The sequence below is a fragment of the Pseudomonas eutrophicaquae genome (assembly GCF_023544715.1).
Taxonomy (GTDB): Bacteria; Pseudomonadota; Gammaproteobacteria; order Pseudomonadales; family Pseudomonadaceae; genus Geopseudomonas.
On record NZ_JAMJEZ010000020.1, the window covers coordinates 1 to 21,154 of the forward strand.

General features: G+C 64.2%; 18 protein-coding genes and 1 pseudogene. 7 read left to right on the plus strand and 12 right to left on the minus strand.

Translation table 11 applies throughout. The features are described from left to right. The coding region (locus MXC11_RS09440) for a hypothetical protein (RefSeq protein ID WP_250009563.1) at nucleotides 1-314 on the plus strand (314 nt) is incomplete at its 5' end. A 67-nt stretch (nucleotides 315-381) separates the two neighbouring features. Here MXC11_RS09440 and MXC11_RS09445 read toward each other — a convergent pair. After that, nucleotides 382-1,272: an AEC family transporter gene (locus MXC11_RS09445; protein ID WP_250009780.1), complete on the minus strand. Its 891-nt coding sequence runs from the start codon at nucleotides 1,270-1,272 to the stop codon at nucleotides 382-384. A 147-nt stretch (nucleotides 1,273-1,419) separates the two neighbouring features. Between MXC11_RS09445 and MXC11_RS09450 the strand changes: the two genes are divergently transcribed. After that, nucleotides 1,420-2,415, plus strand: a complete 996-nt coding sequence (locus MXC11_RS09450; protein WP_250009570.1) for a patatin-like phospholipase family protein — start codon at nucleotides 1,420-1,422, stop codon at nucleotides 2,413-2,415. A gap of 27 nt (nucleotides 2,416-2,442) precedes the next feature. Here MXC11_RS09450 and MXC11_RS09455 read toward each other — a convergent pair whose 3' ends face one another. From MXC11_RS09455 to MXC11_RS09475, 5 genes and pseudogenes are all read right to left on the minus strand, one after another. Next, entirely contained in the window at nucleotides 2,443-3,252 is an 810-nt protein-coding gene (locus MXC11_RS09455; protein WP_250009579.1) for a DUF4892 domain-containing protein, read from the minus strand. Between the two features lie 132 nt (nucleotides 3,253-3,384). Further along, complete coding sequence (locus tag MXC11_RS09460; protein ID WP_250009580.1) at nucleotides 3,385-4,242, minus strand: alpha/beta hydrolase; 858 nt, start codon at nucleotides 4,240-4,242, stop codon at nucleotides 3,385-3,387. Then, the gene (gene sixA, locus MXC11_RS09465) at nucleotides 4,239-4,712 is read right to left on the minus strand and encodes a phosphohistidine phosphatase SixA (protein WP_250009583.1); all 474 of its coding nucleotides are present in this window, start codon (nucleotides 4,710-4,712) and stop codon (nucleotides 4,239-4,241) included. Before sixA ends, MXC11_RS09460 begins: the two co-directional genes overlap by 4 nt. Nucleotides 4,713-4,996: 284 nt before the next feature. Then, nucleotides 4,997-5,347 (minus strand): annotated as a pseudogene (locus tag MXC11_RS12270) (DUF4389 domain-containing protein); the annotation flags it as partial. 16 nt (nucleotides 5,348-5,363) lie between these two features. Beyond that, the gene (locus MXC11_RS09475; protein WP_250009598.1) at nucleotides 5,364-6,386 is read right to left on the minus strand and encodes an NAD(P)H-dependent glycerol-3-phosphate dehydrogenase; all 1,023 of its coding nucleotides are present in this window, start codon (nucleotides 6,384-6,386) and stop codon (nucleotides 5,364-5,366) included. Between the two features lie 180 nt (nucleotides 6,387-6,566). On the opposite strand from MXC11_RS09475, the gene MXC11_RS09480 reads away from it, so the two are divergent. From MXC11_RS09480 to fabB, 5 genes are all read left to right on the plus strand, one after another. Further along, complete coding sequence (locus tag MXC11_RS09480; protein ID WP_250009787.1) at nucleotides 6,567-8,672, plus strand: TonB-dependent receptor plug domain-containing protein; 2,106 nt, start codon at nucleotides 6,567-6,569, stop codon at nucleotides 8,670-8,672. Between the two features lie 6 nt (nucleotides 8,673-8,678). Beyond that, nucleotides 8,679-9,596, plus strand: a complete 918-nt coding sequence (locus tag MXC11_RS09485; protein WP_250009606.1) for an ABC transporter substrate-binding protein — start codon at nucleotides 8,679-8,681, stop codon at nucleotides 9,594-9,596. Further along, entirely contained in the window at nucleotides 9,593-11,173 is a 1,581-nt protein-coding gene (locus MXC11_RS09490) for an ATP-binding protein (RefSeq protein WP_250009614.1), read from the plus strand. Before MXC11_RS09485 ends, MXC11_RS09490 begins: the two co-directional genes overlap by 4 nt. Nucleotides 11,174-11,367: 194 nt before the next feature. Beyond that, nucleotides 11,368-11,883 (plus strand): 3-hydroxyacyl-[acyl-carrier-protein] dehydratase FabA, encoded by a 516-nt coding sequence (gene fabA / locus MXC11_RS09495; protein WP_250009622.1) that lies wholly within the window; start codon nucleotides 11,368-11,370, stop codon nucleotides 11,881-11,883. 11 nt (nucleotides 11,884-11,894) lie between these two features. Further along, a complete protein-coding gene (fabB, locus tag MXC11_RS09500) occupies nucleotides 11,895-13,112 on the plus strand; it encodes a beta-ketoacyl-ACP synthase I (RefSeq protein WP_250009631.1) in 1,218 nt (405 codons plus the stop codon). Between the two features lie 177 nt (nucleotides 13,113-13,289). Here the strand turns inward: fabB and htpG are convergent, their stop codons facing one another. The 6 genes from htpG to odhB form a co-directional block, all read right to left on the minus strand. Then, nucleotides 13,290-15,194: a molecular chaperone HtpG gene (gene htpG / locus MXC11_RS09505; RefSeq protein WP_250009636.1), complete on the minus strand. Its 1,905-nt coding sequence runs from the start codon at nucleotides 15,192-15,194 to the stop codon at nucleotides 13,290-13,292. A gap of 140 nt (nucleotides 15,195-15,334) precedes the next feature. Then, nucleotides 15,335-16,099, minus strand: coding sequence for a DUF599 domain-containing protein (locus MXC11_RS09510; protein ID WP_250009644.1), 765 nt, complete (start codon nucleotides 16,097-16,099; stop codon nucleotides 15,335-15,337). Between the two features lie 46 nt (nucleotides 16,100-16,145). After that, a complete protein-coding gene (gene sucD, locus MXC11_RS09515) occupies nucleotides 16,146-17,030 on the minus strand; it encodes a succinate--CoA ligase subunit alpha (protein WP_250009651.1) in 885 nt (294 codons plus the stop codon). Beyond that, entirely contained in the window at nucleotides 17,027-18,196 is a 1,170-nt protein-coding gene (sucC, locus tag MXC11_RS09520) for an ADP-forming succinate--CoA ligase subunit beta (protein WP_250009659.1), read from the minus strand. Before sucC ends, sucD begins: the two co-directional genes overlap by 4 nt. 226 nt (nucleotides 18,197-18,422) lie before the next feature. Beyond that, entirely contained in the window at nucleotides 18,423-19,859 is a 1,437-nt protein-coding gene (gene lpdA / locus MXC11_RS09525; protein ID WP_250009667.1) for a dihydrolipoyl dehydrogenase, read from the minus strand. A 72-nt stretch (nucleotides 19,860-19,931) separates the two neighbouring features. Then, entirely contained in the window at nucleotides 19,932-21,152 is a 1,221-nt protein-coding gene (gene odhB, locus MXC11_RS09530; protein ID WP_250009674.1) for a 2-oxoglutarate dehydrogenase complex dihydrolipoyllysine-residue succinyltransferase, read from the minus strand. Nucleotides 21,153-21,154: the final 2 nt, after the last annotated feature.

Sequence of the window (21,154 nt, forward strand, 5' to 3'; positions counted from 1 at the left end):
TTATCGACAACTCGACGAGTCAGCCCTGGCGGCATGACTCAAACCAGAGAGCCTCCGGAGTTCCCGGGGCGGTTCACAACGAGACGCTGGAAGTTGTTGAACTTGGTGGTGATTCGCTGATTCTCAAAAGCCAGGCTCAGCGCAGCGGTGAAATCAAGTTCAGCCTGTTCCGTGATGACGACGGCGATGGCCTGTGGACCGAAATCGCCGAAGGCGAAGCGCAGGACGCCTTTGTCACCGTCGATTGTCAGATTGATCTGGTCGGTATTCTGGAAGCAGGCCTGCTGCAACCGGCCGACTTGCTGATCGCCTGATAACTGATACACCTCAGCACGCGGCCTGTCTTGCGCCTGCTCGCGCGCGCAACAGGCCGCACCCTCTTCACCCACGCGCCAGCGGCATCCACCACGCCAGCAGCAGGGGAATCAGCACAAAGGCCAGCAGCGTCGAGCACATCACCAAGCTCGCTACCAGCTCTGGGGAGCGGCCTGCGCGCACCGCGAACAGGTAATTGAACACCGCCACCGGCATTGATGACTGCATCACCAGCACGGCTTGTGCCAGAGGCGGTAGCGCAAGCGCACTGGCGACGGCCCAGCCCAGCAGCGCCCCGCAGACGATCCGCAAACTGCCCAGCAGCACCCCCTGCCCGATATGCTGCAGGCGAATGCTCGCCAGCGAGACTCCCAGCGTCAGCAGCATCAACGGAATACTGACGCCGCCCAGCAAAGCGGTGGTGTTGGCCAGCCAGCGCGGCAGGCCCAGGTCGAACCACAACATGGCCAGCGCCGCGACCAGGCTCAGCATGATCGGATTCAGCAGCAGACGGCGCAGGGAACGCTCCGCTCCCGACAGCACCATCCCCAGGGTGAAATGGCCGACCGAGAGCATCAAAAAGAACGCGACCGCCAGTGCCAGCCCGGCCTCACCAAAGGCATATAGGCTGATCGGCAGCCCCATATTGCCGGTATTGGGAAACAGATAGGCCGGCACCAGCACCTTCCAGTCGAAGCCCGCCAGCCGGCTCAACAGCAGCGCAATACCGCCCATCAGCACCGAAACCAGCACACAACCAAGCGCCATCTGGGCAAAAGCGGGCAGATCGACCTCCGTGCGGCTGAGCGTGGACAGCACCAGACAGGGAGTACTGACATTCAGGACCAGACGGGTCACGAAATCAGTCGGATAAGGCTGACCTGAACGGGCCCAGCCATAACCGATGGCGGCCAGAATCAGCACCGGCGCCATGACCGCAAACAGCTCGGCTAACATGCGAAAATCCAGTGGAAGTGTGGGCATCACACCGTGCCTCACTCGGGAAGCGGCGCGATGTGCGCATAATGGGCCACGATTCTAGCAGAGGCGCCTGACAGGCCGATGGCCGCATCGGCCCGCCAGCCCTCACGACAGGGACAGCACATGGCAGACAAACGTATTGCACTGGTTCTGGGTTCAGGCGGCGCACGTGGTTATGCCCACATCGGCGTGATCGAGGCTCTGGAGGCCAGAGGCTACCGGATCGATTGCGTGGCCGGCAGTTCGATGGGCGCGGTGATCGGTGGCATCCATGCCGCCGGCCAACTGGCCGCGTATCGCGAATGGGTGGAAAGCCTCGACTATCTGGCCATGCTACGCCTGCTCGACCCCAGCTTCTCGATGGGCGCCATTCGGGGCGAGCGGATCTTCGGACGGATCCGCGAGCTGCTGGGCGAGGTGCGGATCGAGGCGCTGCCGATCCCCTACACCGCCGTGGCCACCGATCTGACCAGCCAGCAGGAAGTCTGGTTTCAGGAGGGCTGCCTGCATCAGGCCATGCGGGCGTCAGCGGCGATTCCCAGCCTGTTCACCCCGGTGATTCAGGGCACGCGCGTGCTGGTGGATGGTGGACTGCTCAATCCGATTCCGATCATCCCGGTGGTGGCCAGCCATTGCAACCTGATCGTGGCGGTCAACCTCAACGCCAGCAATCCGCGCCACTATCGCCTGCCGGAAATCGAGCGCCCTCCGGCGCTGGCAGCACGGGTCGATCAGCTGTTTGGCGCGCTCGGTAATCACCTGCCGTTCCGGCGCCGCGCAAGCGATGAGCTACCAGCGCTGCTGTCGGGAGAACCCTTGACGCTGACCGGCGCCAGCGCAGAAGGCAGTCCCCTAGCCGCGCCCGCAACCCCGCTGCGGGTGGTCGAGCATGCGGCGCCCGAGAGTCTCCTTGAGCTGGTGAACCAGAGCTTTGAGGTGATGCAGAACTCGCTGGCCCAGTACAAGATCGCCGGCTATCCGCCGGATATCCTGATCAACATTCCCAAACGGGTCTGCCGCTTCTTTGAATTTCACCGGGCGGCGGAGCTGATTCTGCTCGGTCGGCAGATCGCCGATGACGTGCTGGATCGATACGAGGCCGATCGGGCGACTCCGTAACGAGCGGGCAGCCTCGGGCAATGGGCCTCAGCGCAGCCACTCCAGCTGCAGACCGTTACCACGGCTGGCATCGCTGTGCAGCCGCGCGGCCTGGACGCCCTGCGCCAGCAGCGCTTCACGCCAGGCATCCGCCGCGGTGCCGGACAGGCGCAGGCGCAGGCCCGTATCAAGACGCAAGGCCTGCCCCAACAAGTTGACCCACGCCTCCTCCGGCTTCTCGGGCCAGTCGGCCAGTGACAGGTGCCCTTCCTCACGCAACGCGCGCAGCACGCTCGGGGCACTGGGCATCAAGGCCGGTAGCGGTGTGGTGCTGGTCAGCGCCTCAACATGCAGGTAGGCACGGCGGTTGCCCCGGGTAATCGCGTAGAGGGCCAGCAGGGTATCGTCATCGGGCGCCGCGCGCTGGAGCAGCAGATAGGCCTGACCGTCATCCGGGCCATACAGACGTGCATTGCCGAACACCGTATTGGCCCACACGCTGCTGCTGCCGCATTCACGCCCCTCACACCAGTGCAGGACGCGGGCACCCTGCTGCTGCAGGTGCTGGCGCGCCTGAGCAAAGGCTTCGCCACTGCCATGCCCGCTCGGCAGCTCATAGGTGCGCAGGCTCAGCGCACCGGTCACCGCCTGCTCCGCATCAACCCGCAGACGCCCGCCAATGCGCCGCGGCGCACTCTGTGGGTAGAAGCGCTCAATGCCCTCTTCCAGGCGATAATCCACCACCTCAGCCCGCGTAAAGCGCGGCAGATACTCCAGATCGCGTGGATCGGCCTGCGTGAGCAGCGATGTACTCAGCAGCGCGGCGGCCAACAGGCCGTGGTAGAGCGTGCGACTCATGAGCACACCCCCGGGCAAGCGCATCGAGCAGCACGCTGCAGGATGGGCGACGAGGGGCGAACGAGGGTCGGGACGGACATAGCGCTTTTCCTTGAGGCAGTGACCTAAGACTCGATGCTGCCCGGCAGCCGGTCAAGCGCTGGCCAAAAAGGCTTTGAAACAGTCTGCTACAGCCGCCGCCCCCGCCTCGTCATCCAGATGCAGATGATGCCCGCCCGGCAAGCGATGCTGCTCGAAGGGCAACTGTGCTAGCCATCCCTGTGCGCGACCTTGCAGCAAGCCCTCCTCGGCAATCACCAGAGAGACCGGGCAACGGACTGCCTCGACAAACGCTCGCGCCTGAGCCGGGGACAACCGCAGGGGCGAGGGCAAGGTCAGACGCGCATCGCTGCGCCAGCGATAGCCGCCGGCCTCGGGCATCAGACTGCGACTGGCCAGCCGCTCGGCCGCCTCATAGCTGAGGGGATAGCCACCGCGCAGCCGCGCCTGCACGGCACGCTCTGGCGTGGGATGTATGGCCTTGCACTTGCGCCCCAGTTGCAGCTCGGCACGCAGCGCCTCCCCCAGCTGGGCCGGAGCCTGCTCGGGTTCACAGGTCAGCGCCAGCAGACCATCAATCAGCGCCAGGCGCTCGACCCGCTCGGGCAGCGCCCCCGCCAGCATCGTCGCGATGATGGCGCCCAGCGAGTGGCCCAGCATCGAAAAGCGCTGCCAGCCCAGCTGGTCTGCCACCAGCAGCACATCCCGCACGTAATCCCACAGCGCATAGCTGCAGCCGGCTGGACGATGCCCCGAATGACCGTGACCGGCCAGATCGAGGGCCACGATACGCAGCCCCTCCAGGCGCGGCGCCAGACGCGAGAAACTCATCGCGTTATCCAGCCAGCCATGCAGGGCGATCACCGGGTGACCGTCTGCAGGGCCATACAGGTGCGCAGCCAGCTCAATGTGCGGCAAGCCAAAGCGCACCTCTTCGAGCTGAACGCTCACGGGGCGCGCACCGTGGGATGATGCAAAGCCCGCAGTTCCATGAGCCCGGCCAGCGCCATTTCCCCCTCAAGCAGCGCGAGGCTGGCGGTGTTGAATAGCAGCGGCTCCTGCAAATGCCCCTCCAGCAGCAGCCCGGCCATCAGACCCAGCAGCGGCTGATGGCTGACGACCAGCAGCGTGCCTTCCTTACGGGCTGCCAGTTGTGCGGCGGCACTGCGCGGATCATCGTCCGGAGTAATGCCCTCCAGCACCTCCAGACGCGGGGCATGCTGCAGCCCCTCAAGCACCAGAGAAGCGGTCTGGCGAGCCCGAACATACGGGCTGACCAGCAGCGTCTCGATCCGCTCATCGCGAAGATACCGGGTCACTTCGCGCACCTCTGCACGGCCGTGCTCGGTCAGCTCACGCAGATGATCGCCAGTCTGCACATAAGGGCCAGCCTGACCATGGCGCAACAACCAGAGCCTCATGGGCGGGACTCCGGTGCCTGATCATTCTCAGCGTCCGGCGCGGAATCGGTGGGCTCGGCCGGGGCCTTGCGGGCGCGGGTACGGCGCGGCTTGGCGGGTGCGGCGTCTTCCGGTGCAGGGCTATCCGCTTCGGCCAGCGTCTCGCTCACCGCCGCCTCATCGCGCACTGCCTGCTCTTCCGGCGGCTGCTCGGTCGCGGTCTCTGGCACGGACGGCATGGCCGGGGGAGTCGCCACCTCGGTCACCTCGGCCTCTTCCGGCGGCGTGGTCTCATTGAGTGGAGCCGGCGCTACGGATGCAGCAGGCACCGGAGCCGCGACAACCGGCGCCACCGGGGCTGCCAGCGACTGCAGGTCCAGCTGCGGCTCACGGGCCGCCGGCCAGTCGCTGAACGGCCAGGGCTTGTGATCGGTGTGGAAGGTCACGTAGCGACCCGTGTGCCCGAGGAACTGGCTCAGGCTGTCACCAAAATCCATCAGCGCGCGGCTGGCCTGGCCATTGATCAGGCGCAGCAGCAGCTGCACGCCGGCCGTGAGCAACAACACCAGCTCGGCCACTTTCCAGGCCAGCGCAAACAGCAGCATCCATACCACACGCAGCGCGAGGGATTCGCAGGCGGCTTTCTTATCGGTCATCGGCGGGTACTCCTTATCAGAAACCGCTTGAGGAAATGAAATCGACATCGGTCTTGGGCTCAGCGGACATCAGCAAGCCAATCACCTGCTCCAGCGTGCGCCCCTCGAAAAGTATGGCATGCAGACCGGCCACCAGCGGCATATAGACGCCCAACTGATCGGCACGGGCCTTGAGCACGCGGATGGTATTGACGCCCTCGGCCACCTCGCCCAGACGCTCGACCGCGGCATCCAGGCTCAGCCCCTGCCCGAGCGCAAAGCCGACCTGATAGTTGCGGCTCTTGGCCGAAGAGCAGGTCACGATCAGATCCCCCACCCCGGCAAGGCCCAGGAAGGTCATCGGATTGGCGCCCAGCGTCACGGCAAAGCGGGTCATCTCCGCCAGGGCGCGGGTGATCAGCATGCTCTTGGTGTTCTCGCCCATGCCCATCGCGGCCGCCATGCCGGACATGATCGCGTAGACATTCTTCAGCGCCCCACCCAACTCGACGCCAAAGCGGTCACGGCTGGCATAGACCCGGAAAGTACGCCCATGCAGCGCCTGCTGCACACGCCGGCACAGATCCTCGTCCTCGCTGGCAATCACCGTGGCAGTCAGGGCGTGTTCGGCAATCTCCCGGGCCAGGTTCGGCCCGGAGAGCACACCGATCCGCGCCTGCGGGGCAATGTCCTCGAGGATCTGGCTCATCAGCAGGAAGCTGTCGGCCTCAATACCCTTGGTGGTGCTGATCAGCAGCTTGCCGCTCAGCTGCTCGGCCACCGGCTGCAACGCCGCCCGCAAGGCGGTGGAGGGCAATACGACAAAGATAAGCGCACAGGCCTGCACAGTGGCAGCCAGATCCGTGACCGGTTCAACGGCCGGGTGCACGCGAATGCCCTTGAGGTAGCGGGGATTCTCGCCGGTGGTGCGAATGGCCTCGGCCTGCTCGCAGTCACGCATCCACAACAGCGTGCGCTGACCATTTTCGGCCAGCAGATTGGCCAGGGCGGTACCGAAGCTGCCGCCGCCCAGGACGGCTACGGGTTGCTGCTCAATCATCTTTTCAATCCAGCCGCCCCCGGGCGGCAATCGACGCATTATACGGTGGCGCCGTCTGGCGGCCAGTCTCGACGGGCGCTGGCAAAAATGACGCACTCGGTTAACATGCGCGCCCCACCCTTTCCACCGTCGAGGATCCTGCCAGTGCCTGGCCCTCTGCGCGCATCACTGCCCCCCCTCATGGGCCTGCTGGCTGGCGTGACCGCCGCACAGGCCAGTGATGACCTGTTTCTCGACAGTGCCCCCCTGCCGGAAATCCTCACCGCCACGCGCCTGCAACAGCCGGCCGCCGCGGTACCCGGCAGTATCAGCGTGCTGGATCGACAGCTGATCAAGGCCAGCGGCGCGCGCACCCTGCCTGAAGTGCTGCGCCTGGTACCCGGGATGCTGGTGGTGCCCATGAGCGGCAACCCTCCGCAGACCACGGTCAACTACCACGGCAGCAGCGCCACACAGGCGCGGCGTCTGCAGGTACTGATCGATGGCCGCTCGGTCTATCGCACCGCCTTTGCACAGGTTGACTGGGATGAACTGCCACTGGCCCTGGAGGACATCGAGCGCATCGAGGTATTCCGCGGCCCGAATACCGTCAGCTACGGGGCCAACGCCCTGATGGCGGTGGTCAACGTGATCACCCGCATGCCGCGCGACAGCCATGGCACACACCTGAAGATCACCCAGGGCCAGCAGGGCATCAGCGACTGGTACGCCCGGCATGGCATGGGCTGGGAAGGCGGCGATCTGCGCCTGTCGCTCTCGGGCCTGCAGGATGACGGTTTTGACACCCGCGCAGATGGCTCGCCGTTTCGCGATGATCGGCGCCTGACCCGCTTTAACCTGCGCATGACCCATGAGCCGGACAGCCGGCAGCTGTTTGACTGGAGCCTGGCGCTCAAAGAAGGCACCACGCAGGCCAACAACACCTACAGCGCAACCCTGCACCTCAACCTGCAGCCCGGCGAGCAGGATGAAGCCTCGGACATCACCGGGCGCGATTATGCCGCCGACCTGCGCTGGCGCTTCGAGCAGTCTGCGCAGCACACCCTGCAGGTGCAGGCCAACCTGCAACACTGGGAGCGCCTGCGTGAGTGGCGGGCCTGCGATGTCTTGCCGACCTTCTTGGCAGAGACGCGCCAGTTGTGGAACCTATTTGACAGCCGCCAGCGCGACCTGCTGCGCGCCGGGATCATCCAGCCACAGACCGCCGAACAACAAGCCCTGGCACAGGTGCTGCGCGCACAGCTGGCTGCCAGCTTCGACCCGACGACCGGCACCTTTGACCACGCCTGCGGATTGATCAACGAGGACTCACGGGAAACCCGCCTGAGCCTTGAGCTGCAGGACACCCTGAGCCTCTCCGACAGCCTGCGCCTGCTCAGCGGCGCCAGCTACCGGCATGATGAGGCGACCTCGGAAACCTATCTGGGCGGTACGCAGCGGCGTAACACCTGGCGACTGTTCGGACACCTTGAATGGTATCTGGATGAACACTGGCTGCTGCAGGGCGGCGCCACCTACGAGGATGACACCTCCGTTGGCGCCTCCCTCACCCCGCGGGTGGCGCTCAATTACCTGATCTCACCGGCCCACGGCCTGCGCGCCGTGTACTCGGAGGCCATTCGCGCCCCGGACATGTTCGAAAACGATGCCCGCTGGCAATACCGGGTGCGCGACCTGCGCCCGCAGCCTTACGGCCAGTCTCAGGCGCTGTTCTTCATGACGGCGCAGGGGCCGGGCAACCTCGAGCATGAGCGCATGCGCTCCTATGAGCTCGGCTACAACGGCCGGTTCGCTCGTCAAAATCTGAGCCTTGATCTCAAGCTGTTCCGGGACGAGATCACCGACATGATCAGCGGCCCGCTGCAGATCTTCAGCTTCACCCCCAACAACCGCAATCACCTGCGCCTGAGCGGTGTGGAGGGCGAGCTGGACTGGCGCCTGAGCAGTGCCGATCGCCTGCGCCTGAGCTATACCTACCTCGACATCGAAGCCAGTCACCCGGATGACAACCTGCTCTCGCCCCGCCACAGCAGCACTGCGGGCTGGCTGCGGGACTGGCAGGCGGGCTGGAGCACGGCCCTCTTCTACCACGGTGCGGACATGCTCAATGAGTACCGCTTCGAACGACTGGACCTGCGCCTGGCCAAGCAGCTGAGCTTGGCCGGCAGCACACTGGAGATGGCACTCATGCTGCAGCAGCGCCTGGATGACGAGCCGCTGAGTCGCTTCAACAACAACCTGGATGAGCGCCGCACCCTGTGGTTCTCTGCCGGGCTGGAGCTCTGATCCGCAATGCGCCTTGCCTCATGGATGAGCACCCGCCGCCTGCCTCGTCTGCTTCGATGTCTGGGCTACGCCCTGTTGCTCTGCTTCAGTCGCACCCTGCAGGCGGCAGATATCCACGTCATCAGCAGCAATGACAGCCCCGCGCTGCACCAGTTTGTCGAGCAACTGCAGGCCCGCCGCCCCCAGGATCGCATCGCACTGCACCGCACCCCGGAGCAGCTCCAGCCGGACACCCTGACCGCTGACAGCCGTCTGGTGCTGCTGGGCAGCAAGGCACTCGACTGGCGACTGTCACACGCCACCCGCGTACCGACCCTGGCCTTGCAGGTCAGCCGCGTCCAGGCGCATCAGCAACTGGGTACTGTCCATCCCAAAGGCTTGACCCTGCTCTGGAGCGACCCCCCACTGGCGCGGCAATTGCACCTGCTGCGCCTGCTGCTGCCGCAAAGCCGGCGGATTGGCGTGCTGTACAGCGCCCAGAGCGCCTTCCGCCTGGAAGAGCTGCAGGCCCTGCCCGCCCAGCTGGAGCTGCAGCGCTGGGATGATCGTCAGGACAACCGCCCGCTCAATCGTCTGCTCGAGCGCAGCGAGGTGCTGCTGGCGCTCGATGACCCGAGCCTGTTCAACCCCCAGAGCATCAAGACCATCCTGCTGGCCAGCTACGGTCGCCGGCAGGCCATGATCGGCCCGACCGCCGCCTTTATCCGCGCCGGCAGCCTGAGCAGCACCTACAGCGATCAGCAGGACTGGCTGCAGAGCCTCAACGAATGGCTGGATACACCGCCTGAGCGCTGGCCACAGAGCGCCTATCCACGCCATTTCAAGGTACTGAGCAATCCGCAGGTCGCGCGTTCGCTGGGGATCGAGCTGCCCAGTGAAGAACAGCTGGCCACCCAGCTGCGCGCATTGGAGCAACGGCCATGAGCCGCCAGATCCTTCAGGACAGCATCTTTGCCCGCACCCTGGCGATCAGCCTGGGGCCGGCCCTGATCCTGATCGTGCTGCTGACCGGCTACTTCACCTATACCCGTCTGCACGATCTTGGCGAAGAGCTGCAGGCCACCGGCCAGCTGATCGCCAATCAGCTGGCACCGGCCAGCGAGTTCGGGGTGATTTCTGGCAATAGCGAGATTCTCCACGGCCTGCTGCAGGCCAGCCTGACGCCGCATGTGCGCTTCATCGAGGTACGCGATGCCCGGCAGCAGACCCTCGCCTACATCGAGCAAGCAATCGCCAGCGACGGCACGATCAGCGAATTTCGCACCCCGATCCTGCGTCAGCAGATTCCACTGGATGACCGCTTTCTGCTCGATCCACCCAGCCCTTCACCGCTGCTCAGCAGCGAGCGAGTCGGTGAGGTGGTGGTGGGCGTCACCGATGAAGCCTTTCGCGAGCGCCAGCGCAAGATCCTGCTGAGGGCCGCTGGCCTGTCCGTGGTGGCGCTGCTGCTGACCTTGGCGCTGGCGTACCGTCTGGCACAGAGCGTCGCCCGCCCGGCGGTGGCCATGAGCCGGGCGGTCAAGGCGATCGAGGCCGGCAACTATGCGGTGTCGCTGCCGGAGGCCGATCGCTCGGAGCTCGGCGAGCTGGCCCGGCACATCAACTACCTCTCCCAGGCACTGGATCGGGCGGATCGTGCGCAGAGCCGCAATATCGCCCAGTTGATTGCCGCGCGCGAACAGGCCGATACCGCCCGCGATGAGGCGCAAACGGCCAACAAGGCCAAGACCGACTTTCTGGCCATGATGAGCCATGAACTGCGTACCCCGATGAACGGGGTGATGGGCATGCTGCAGCTCCTGGAAACCACGCCGCTGAGCGATGAGCAGAGCGAATACACCACGCTGGCCCTGGAATCGACCTGCCACATGCTCAAGGTGATCAATGAGCTGCTGGATCTGGCGCGCATCGAGCGCGGCGGGCTGGAGCTGGAGCGCATCCCCTTTGATCTGCCGACGCTCCTTGCGCGCACCGTGCAGGCCTTTCATCACACCGCGCAGCAGCGTGACCTGCAGCTGAAGCTGATCATCGACCCGCCCCTGCCGGTCGTCTCGGTGCTGGGTGATCCAACGCGCCTGCGGCAGATTCTGGTCAACCTGATCGGTAATGCGCTGAAATTCACCGAGCAGGGACAAGTCTGCGCGCGGGTACAGGGACAGCTGGCCGGACCGGCCCACCTGCGCCTGATCTGCGCCGTGGAAGACACCGGCATCGGGATTCCACAAGACAGCCAGGCACGCATCTTCGATGCCTTCCAGCAGGCGGACACCTCAATCTCCCGTCGCCACGGCGGCACCGGCCTTGGGCTGTCGATCGCCCACAGCCTGGCCCTGCGCATGGGCGGGGATCTGCAGGTCAGCAGCGAAGTGGGACAGGGCTCCTGCTTTACCCTGGAGCTGCTGCTCGAGTGCGCAACGGGCAGCGACCACCTGGCGAGCAACGGCCACGAGGTGCAGGATTCGCTCACTCAACGACCATCGGCGGGTAGCGATTTGCCGTGAAATCCGGCACCCTTGCACTTTATCCGTGTACTGAACGCTGCCTGCCCCGTGCCACGCAGCGTGCAGGCTGTGACTTTACACCGCGCCACGCAGTCCCATGACGTCACTGTTCAATGACTGTCCGCCCTTCGGGCAGTACGCGGTTGGAAAGATTTGTTCCCCTGTCAGAGCACAGGGATTGTCGAGGAGCTCGCATGACCAAACAAAACGCCTTCACTCGGGAAGAACTGCTCAGCTGCAGCCGCGGTGAACTGTTCGGCCCGGGTAACGCGCAACTGCCCGCCCCCAACATGCTGATGATCGATCGCATCGTTCACATCAGCGAAACCGGCGGCAAGTACGGCAAGGGCGAAATCGTGGCCGAGCTCGACATCAATCCGGACCTCTGGTTCTTCGGCTGCCATTTCGAGGGTGATCCGGTCATGCCCGGCTGCCTGGGCCTCGATGCCATGTGGCAGCTGGTCGGCTTCTACCTCGGCTGGCAGGGCAACCCCGGCCGCGGCCGCGCCCTGGGCTCGGGCGAGGTGAAATTCTTTGGTCAGGTCTTGCCGACCGCCAAGAAGGTCACCTACAACATTCATATCAAGCGCACCATCAACCGCACCCTGATCCTTGGCATCGCCGATGGCACGGTCAGCGTCGATGGCCGCGAGATCTACAGCGCCGAAGGCCTGCGCGTCGGCCTGTTCACTTCCACTGACAGCTTCTAAGGGTTACCCGCATGCGTCGCGTCGTGATCACCGGGATGGGCATTGTGTCCTGCCTGGGCAATGACAAAGAGACCGTTTCCGCCAACCTGCGCGCCAGCCGCTCGGGGATCCGTTTCAATCAGGCCTATGCCGACATGGGCCTGCGCAGCCAGGTATCCGGCTCGGTGGATCTGGACCTTGAAGCCCTGATCGACCGCAAGGTCTATCGCTTCATGGGTGATGCCGCCGCCTTCGCCTACCTGTCGATGGAACAGGCCATCAAGGATGCCGGCCTGAGCGATGAACAGATTTCCAACCCGCGCACCGGCCTGATCGCCGGCTCCGGTGGTGCTTCCACCTTCAACCAGATGGAAGCGCTCGACACCCTGCGTGAAAAAGGCGTCAAGCGCGTCGGCCCGTACCGCGTACCGCGCACCATGGGCAGCACCGTCTCCGCCTGCCTGGCCACGCCGTTCAAGATCAAGGGCGTCAACTACTCGATCTCCTCCGCCTGCGCCACCAGCGCCCATTGCATCGGCAATGCCATGGAGCAGATCCAGATGGGCAAGCAGGACGTCGTGTTCGCCGGCGGCGGTGAAGAGGAGCACTGGAGCCAGAGCTTCCTGTTCGACGCCATGGGCGCACTGTCCACCCAGTACAACGCGACCCCGGAGAAAGCCTCCCGCGCCTACGACGCCAAGCGTGACGGCTTTGTCATCGCCGGCGGCGGCGGCATGGTGGTGGTCGAGGCGCTGGATCACGCCCTGGCCCGCGGCGCGAAGATCTACGCCGAAATCGTCGGCTACGGCGCGACCAGCGACGGTTACGACATGGTCGCCCCGAGCGGTGAAGGTGCGATCCGTTGCATGCAGCAGGCACTGGCTACCTGCGACACCCCGATCGACTACCTGAACACCCACGGCACCTCTACCCCGGTCGGTGATGTAGCCGAAGCCGGTGCGGTGCGCAGCGTGTTCGGCGACAAGGCTCCGCTGATCAGCTCGACCAAGAGCCTGTCCGGTCACTCGCTGGGTGCTGCCGGTGTGCAGGAAGCCATCTACACCCTGCTGATGATGGAAGGCAACTTCATCGCGGGCTCCGCCAACATCGAAGAGATCGACCCGGCGGTGGCTGATCTGCCGATCGTCACCGAAAGCCGCGACTTCACCATCAACACCGCGATGAGCAACAGCTTCGGCTTTGGTGGCACCAACGCCACCCTGATCCTGAAGCGCTGGACCGGCGAATAACCGTCCGCCCTGCTCGCTGCATGCACAACGGCACCCTCGGGTGCCGTTGTCGTTTCTGCGTCGGGCGCAACGTCGCAGCCCCCGAATGAACGGCGCACGCCTGCGCACACAAAAATGCCGCCTACCCCGACGGGGTAAGCGGCATCTTCAGCGGCGCAGCCTGTGCCGCCTTGCCACTCAGGCTGACAGCTCAACCAGCAGCTTGTTCAGGCGCTGCACATAAGCAGCGGGATCCTTCAGGCTATCGCCGGCAGCCAGGGCGGCCTGATCGAAGAGGATGTGCGTCAGGTCGGCAAAGCGATCTTCATCAGCCTCAAGGTCGAGCTTCTCGATCAGCGGGTGCTGCGGGTTGATCTCGAAGATCGGCTTGGATTCCGGCACCTTCTGCCCGGTTGCTTCGAGGATCTGGCGCATCTGCAAGCCAAGGTCCTGCTCACCGATGGCGAGGATCGCCGGCGAGTCGGTCAGGCGGTGCGAGACACGCACCTCGGCAACCTGCTCACCCAGCGCGCCCTTGAGGCGTTCGACCAGCCCCTCCTTGGCTTTGGCGACCTCCTCCTGGGCTTTCTTGTCCTCTTCGGAGTCCAGCTTGCCGAGATCCAGATCGCCGCGGGCCACATCGATGAACGACTTGCCATCGAACTCGGTCAGGTAGCTCATCAACCACTCATCGATGCGATCGGTGAGCAGCAGCACCTCGATGCCCTTCTTGCGGAACACTTCCAGGTGCGGGCTGTTCTTCACCTGCGCGAAGCTCTCGCCGGTCAGGAAGTAGATCTTGTCCTGACCTTCCTTCATACGGCCGAGGTAGTCGGCCAGCGCCACGCTCTGCTCGCCGCTGGCATCACCGGTAGAGGCGAAGCGCAGCAGGCCGGCGATCTTCTCCTTGTTGGCGAAGTCCTCGGCCGGGCCTTCCTTGAGGACCTGACCAAAGGTCTTCCAGAAGTTCTGATAATCCTCCGGCTTGTCCTTGGCCAGCTTCTCCAGCATGTCCAGCACGCGCTTGGTCAGCGCCGACTTCATCGAGTCGATCACCGGCCCCGACTGGAGGATCTCGCGGGACACGTTCAGCGACAGGTCGTTGGAGTCGACCACACCCTTGATGAAGCGCAGGTACAGCGGCAGGAACTGATCGGCCTGATCCATGATGAACACGCGCTGCACATAGAGCTTGAGGCCCTTGGGCGCTTCGCGCTGGTACAGATCGAACGGCGCGCGGGCTGGCACATAGAGCAGCGAGGTGTACTCCAGCTTGCCCTCGACCTTGTTGTGGCTCCAGCTCAGCGGGTTCTCGAAGTCATGGGCTGCATGCTTGTAGAACTCCTGGTACTCCTCGTCCTTGATCTCGTTACGCGGACGGGTCCACAGCGCGCTGGCACGGTTGACGGTTTCCCACTCGGGCTCGGCCGGCTTGTCCTGCTCCTCGCCGAAATGCTCCTTGGGCAGCTCGATCGGCAGGGCGATGTGGTCGGAGTACTTCTTGACGATGTTGCGCAGGCGCCAGCCATCGGCAAACTCTTCCTCGCCGGCCTTGAGGTGCAGGACGATGCGCGTGCCGCGCTCGGCCTTCTCGATATCCGCGATGTCGAACTCACCCTCGCCCTTCGAGCTCCAGTGCACGCCCTCGCTGGCCAGGCTACCGGCGCGGCGGGTGTAGACATCCACCTGATCCGCGACGATGAACGCCGAGTAGAAGCCCACGCCGAACTGGCCGATCAGCTGGGAATCCTTCTTCTGATCGCCGGAGAGATTTTTCAGGAAGTCCGCAGTGCCGGACTTGGCGATGGTGCCAAGGTGGGCAATCACCTCGTCGCGGTTCATGCCGATGCCGTTGTCCTCGAGGGTCACGGTGCGCGCGTATTTATCGAAGCTGAGGCGAATCTTCAGGGCATCCCCACCTTCCAGCAGCTCCGGCTTGGCCAGTGCCTCAAAGCGCAGCTTGTCGGCGGCGTCCGAGGCGTTGGAAATCAGCTCGCGCAGGAAGATTTCCTTGTTGGAGTACAGGGAATGGATCATCAGGTGCAGCAGCTGCTTTACCTCGGTTTGAAAGCCCAGGGTTTCTTTGCGGGTGTCCACGCTCATGAATGCTAAAACTCCATGGATGACGGAAGAGCCTGACGGCCGATACTCCGCATATGGAGACATTCCCTGACATTTCAAGGGTTTGCCCAGCCAGGCGCACGATTAAGCGCGCTGGCCGGGCGTGAGCCTGCGTGCCAGGCTCAAAAGGGGTTGTTGGTTCCGTTGCCGCCAATCGGGGCGTGGCTGTAGGCCATCACCGCCAGCACATCGGAGTGGAACTCGCGGCGATACAGCACGAACACCACACCGGCGGTGGCCAGCATGTAGAACCAGGGATTGATGAACCAGGCCAGAGTCGCAAGACCGAAGTAGTAGGAGCGCAGACCAAAGTTGAACTGGTTGGCAGCCAGCGAAATCACCCCCGCCGCGCGCGCGGCATACGCCCGGCGCTCCAGATCACTGACGCCCTGCTCGCTGATCATGGGTGCCGCCCCGACCATGGTGGCAGCAAAGTTGTACTGACGCATGCACCAGGTGAAGGTGAAGAAGGCGTAGATGAAGATCAGCGCCACGCAGATGATCTTGATTTCCGACAGCTCACGGCTGACCACCTGCACGAACGGCAACTCAGCCAGGATCGAGACGGCCCGCTCGGTCGAACCGAGTACCGTCAACACACCGGCCAGGATGATCAGCGTACTGGAGGCAAAGAACGAGGCATTGCGCTCCAGATTGCCGATCACGTTGGCGTCCGCTATCCGGTTGTCACGCCCCATCAGGCGCAGCATCCAGTCTTCCCGGTACAGGTGCAGCACGCTGGCCAGGCAAGGGGTGTCGCGGCCCTTCCAGATCGCATAGCGGGTGTACCCCCACCAGCAGGTCACAAACCAGATCACCGCCAGCACATGCGGCAGGTAATCGGCTTCGCGCAGGGTCTGGGCCAGGGCATCAAAAAACAACGACATGATCGATCCTTACTGAAGAAAACGGCCGCCTGAGGCGGCCGCGCATTCAACTTCGCAGCGTCCAGCCGGTGACCTCGGCCAGCGCCATGCCGATGTCACCCAGTGAGCGCACCGTGCGCACCCCGGCGTCGTCCAGGGCCGCAAACTTCTCGGCAGCGGTCCCCTTGCCGCCGGAGATGATCGCCCCAGCATGCCCCATGCGCTTGCCCGCAGGCGCCGTCACCCCGGCGATGTAGGACACCACGGGCTTGCGGACATGGGCCTTGATGTACGCCGCGGCCTCTTCCTCGGCACTGCCGCCGATCTCCCCGATCATCACGATGGCTTCCGTCTGCGGATCCGCCTCGAAGCGCGACAGGATGTCGATGAAGCTCGACCCCGGAATCGGATCCCCGCCAATCCCCACGCAGGTCGACTGACCAAAACCGGCATCGGTGGTCTGCTTGACCGCCTCATAGGTCAGGGTGCCGGAGCGCGAAACGATCCCCACCTTGCCGGGCATGTGGATGTGTGCCGGCATGATGCCGATCTTGCACTCGCCGGGCGTAATCACGCCGGGGCAGTTCGGGCCGATCAGCGTGACACCCAGCTCGTCACATTTGACCTTGACCTCCAGCATGTCCAGGGTCGGAATCCCCTCGGTGATACAGACGATCAGCCGGATGCCAGCAAATGCGGCCTCCAGGATCGAGTCCTTGCAAAACGGGGCCGGCACATAGATTACCGACGCCTCTGCGCCGGTAGCCGCCACCGCGTCACGCACCGTATCAAAGACCGGTAACCCCAGGTGCTGGGTTCCCCCCTTGCCGGGAGTGACCCCACCGACCAGGCGAGTGCCGTATTCCAGTGCCTGCACCGAATGGAAGGTGCCCTGGCTGCCAGTAAAGCCTTGGCAGATCACGCGGGTGTTGCGATCAATCAGAATGCTCATACACGCCCCTCCACCGCCGCGACGGCTTGCTGCGCCGCCTCCGCCAGGCTGGCGGCCGGAATGATGTTCAGACCGCTCTCGGCCAGTACCTGTGCGCCCAGCTCGGCATTGTTACCTTCAAGGCGCACCACCACCGGCACCGTGACGCCGACCTCGCGCACGGCGGTGATGATGCCCTCGGCGATCATGTCGCAGCGCACGATGCCGCCAAAGATGTTGATCAGCACCGCCTTCACCTTGCTGTCGGAGAGGATGATCTTGAAGGCTTCATTGACCCGCTCCAAAGTCGCGCTGCCGCCAACATCCAGGAAGTTGGCCGGCCGTCCGCCGTAAAGGCTGACGGTATCCATGGTCCCCATCGCCAGCCCCGCGCCGTTGACCATGCAGCCGATTTCACCATCCAGCGCCACGTAGTTGAGCTCCGAGCGGGCGGCGCGCACTTCCCGTGGGTCATCTTGCGTGGTGTCCTGCATTTCCCGCAGGCGCGGCTGGCGGAACAGCGCATTGCCATCAACCCGCAGCTTGGCGTCCAGACAGTGCAGATGACCGTCCTTGCGCACCACCAGCGGGTTGATTTCCAACAGGGCCAGATCCAGCTCCTGGAACAGCCGGGCCAGCGTCACGAACAGCTGGGCAAACTCCTTGACCTGCCCGCCCTTGAGGCCGAGCTGAAAAGCCAGCTCACGCCCCTGGAAGGGTTGGGCCCCGACCAAGGGGTCGATGCTGGTCTTGAGAATCTTCTCGGGCTGCTCGTGAGCGACCTTCTCGATGTCCACGCCGCCTTCGGTGGACGCCATGAACACGATGCGTCCACTGGCCCGATCCACCACCGCGCCGAGGTACAGCTCGCGGGCAATCTCGGTGCAGGCTTCCACCAGAATCTTGTTGACAGGCTGCCCACGGGCGTCGGTCTGATAGGTCACCAGACGCTGATCCAGCCACTGCTGGGCAAAGGCTCGGGCCTCCTCCTTACTATGTACCAGCCGCACGCCACCGGCTTTGCCGCGCCCACCGGCGTGTACCTGCGCCTTGACCACCCAGGCATTGCCACCGATCTTGTCACAGGCCTCCGCCGCTTCGCGGGGCGTATCGACGGCATAGCCGCGCGAGACCGGCAGGCCATACTCGGCGAACAGTTGTTTGCCTTGATATTCGTGAAGATTCATCGGCACCCCACCACTTTAGTTGTAGTTATCGCGCTGCCCGGATCCTAACCTCGAGGGCATGACAGTGCCTAGAGCCTGCATGGCCGAATCGAATCCGGCACCGCGCGGCCAGACACCTCAAAAAGCATAGCCCCCAAACGACAAAGCCCCAGGGACAGAGCATCTGCTCTGCCCACCGGGGCTTGGCGAAGCGTATCTGCCGGCATCACTGCCGGCAGCTGCTCACTCAGCGCTTCTTGCGGTTGGCGATGTGGATGGCATGGCCATTCACTGCCAGCGCAGCTTCGTGCAGCGCTTCGGACAGGGTCGGGTGCGAGAATACCATCATGCCCAAGTCTTCAGCACTGGTGCCGAACTCCATGCCGATGGCGCCCTGCTGGACCAGCTCGGCAGCCGCCGGACCAATCACATGCACACCCAGCACACGGTCGGTCTTGGCATCCGCGATGACCTTGACCATGCCGTGGGTGTCGTTGGCGGCCATGGCGCGACCGCTGGCAGCGAACGGGAAGGTACCGACGTTGACCGCCACACCCTCTGCCTTGAGCTGCTGCTCGGTCTTGCCGACCCATGCGATTTCCGGATGGGTGTAGATCACCGACGGGATCAGATCATAGTTGATCTGCGCCTTGTGACCGGCAATGCGCTCGGCAACCATCACGCCCTCTTCCGAGGCCTTGTGGGCCAGCATCGGGCCACGCACCACGTCACCGATGGCATAAACGCCCGGAGCGCTGGTTGCGCACTGATCGTCGACGAAGATGTAGCCGCGCTCGTCGAGGCTGACACCGCTGTCGGCGGCCAGGACGTTCTGGGTGACCGGACGACGGCCGACAGCAACGATCAGCTTGTCGAAGGTCTGCTGCTGCTCACCGTTGGCATCGGTGAAGAACACGGTGACTTCACCGTTCTTCACTTCGGAGCCGGTCACACGAGCGCCCAGACGGATCTGCAGGCCCTGCTTGGTGAAGATCTTCAGCGCTTCTTTGGCGATCTGGTCATCAACGGCGGACAGGAACTTGTCCTGCGCTTCCAGCACGGTGACTTCCGCACCCAGACGACCCCACACCGAACCCAGCTCGAGGCCGATGACGCCGGCGCCGATCACACCCAGACGCTTGGGCACGCTCTGGAACTCCAGGGCACCGGTCGAATCGACGATGACATCATGGTCGGCGCGCGCCGGCGGGATGTCGATCGGTGCGGAACCGGAAGCGATGATCACGTGGTCAGCTTCGACCACTTCAACGCCGCCATCCTGAGCGGTGATTTCGACCTTCTTGCCGGCCAGCAGCTTGCCGTGGCCTTCCAGCAGGGTCACGCCGTTGGCCTTGAACAGACCAGCCACGCCGGTGTTCAGGTTACGCACGATGCCCGCCTTGCGCTCGATCATGGCCGGTACGTCGATCTTGACGTCTGCCACTTCGATGCCATGCACCTTGAAGCCTTCCTGGGCTTCATGGAACTTCCAGGAGCTGTCCAGCAGCGCCTTGGAGGGAATGCAGCCCACGTTCAGGCAGGTACCGCCCAGCGCGGTCTTGCCATCCTTGCCCTTGTACTTCTCGATGCAGGCAGTCTTGAGGCCCAGCTGAGCGGCACGAATCGCAGCCACGTAACCGCCGGGGCCGCCGCCAATCACCACTACGTCGAATTTCTGAGTCATGTATAGCGATCCTTTTGGGACAGGACGAACGGCTCCCTCGGTCGGGAGCCGTCGCGAAGAAAGGGTTGCGGATCAGACGTCCAGCAGCAGACGCGCCGGATCTTCCAGCAGATCCTTGATGGCGACCAGGAAGCTCACCGCTTCCTTGCCGTCGATCAGGCGGTGGTCGTAGGACAGCGCCAGATACATCATCGGCAGGATCACGACCTGGCCGTTGACGGCCATCGGACGCTCCTGGATCTTGTGCATGCCGAGGATGGCGGTCTGCGGCGGGTTGACGATCGGGCTGGACAGCAGGGAGCCGAACACACCACCGTTGGAGATGGTGAAGGTGCCGCCGGTCATCTCGTCGATGGTCAGCTTGCCTTCCTTAGCCTTGCGGCCGTAGCTGGCGATGGTGCCTTCGATCTCGGCCAGGCTCATCAGCTCAGCGTTACGCAGCACCGGAACCACCAAGCCACGGTCGCTGGAAACAGCCACGCCGACGTCCGAGTAGCCGTGGTAGACGATGTCGTTACCGTCGATGGAGGCGTTCACGCCCGGGAAGCGCTTGAGGGCTTCGGTGGCGGCCTTGACGAAGAAGGACATGAAGCCCAGACGCACGCCGTTGTGCTTTTTCTCGAACAGGTCCTTGTACTTGCTGCGCAGGTCCATGATCGGCTTCATGTTGACTTCGTTGTACGTAGTCAGCATGGCCATGGTGGACTGGGCTTCGACCAGACGCTCAGCGATCTTGGCGCGCAGGCGGGTCATCGGCACGCGCTTCTCGACGCGATCACCGGCGGCGAACAGCGGAGCATCCGCCGCCGGAGCAGCCGGCTTGGCGGCAGCGGCCGGGGCCGCGCTCTTGGCAGCGACAGCCGCCACAGCGTCTTCCTTGGTCACGCGACCACCCTTGCCAGTGCCCGGAATGGCGTTGCGATCCAGGTCGTTCTCGGCAGCGATCTTGCGCGCGGCCGGGGACAGGATGGCTTCTTCGCCAGCAGCCGGGGCTGCGGCGGCCGGAGCGGCGGCCGGAGCGGCAGCAGGAGCGGCTGCCGGGGCAGCGGCGACGGCACCGGCTTCGAGGGTACCGAGCAGTTCACCGCTCAGGACAGTGTCGCCCTCGTTCTTGGCAATGCTGACCAGCACGCCGTCGGCTTCGGCCAGGACTTCCATGACCACTTTGTCAGTTTCGATGTCGACGATCAGCTCATCGCGCTTGACGGCGTCGCCCGGCTGCTTGTGCCAGGTGGCAACAGTGCCGTCAGCAACGGATTCAGGGAAAGTCGGGGCTTTGATCTCGATAGCCATTC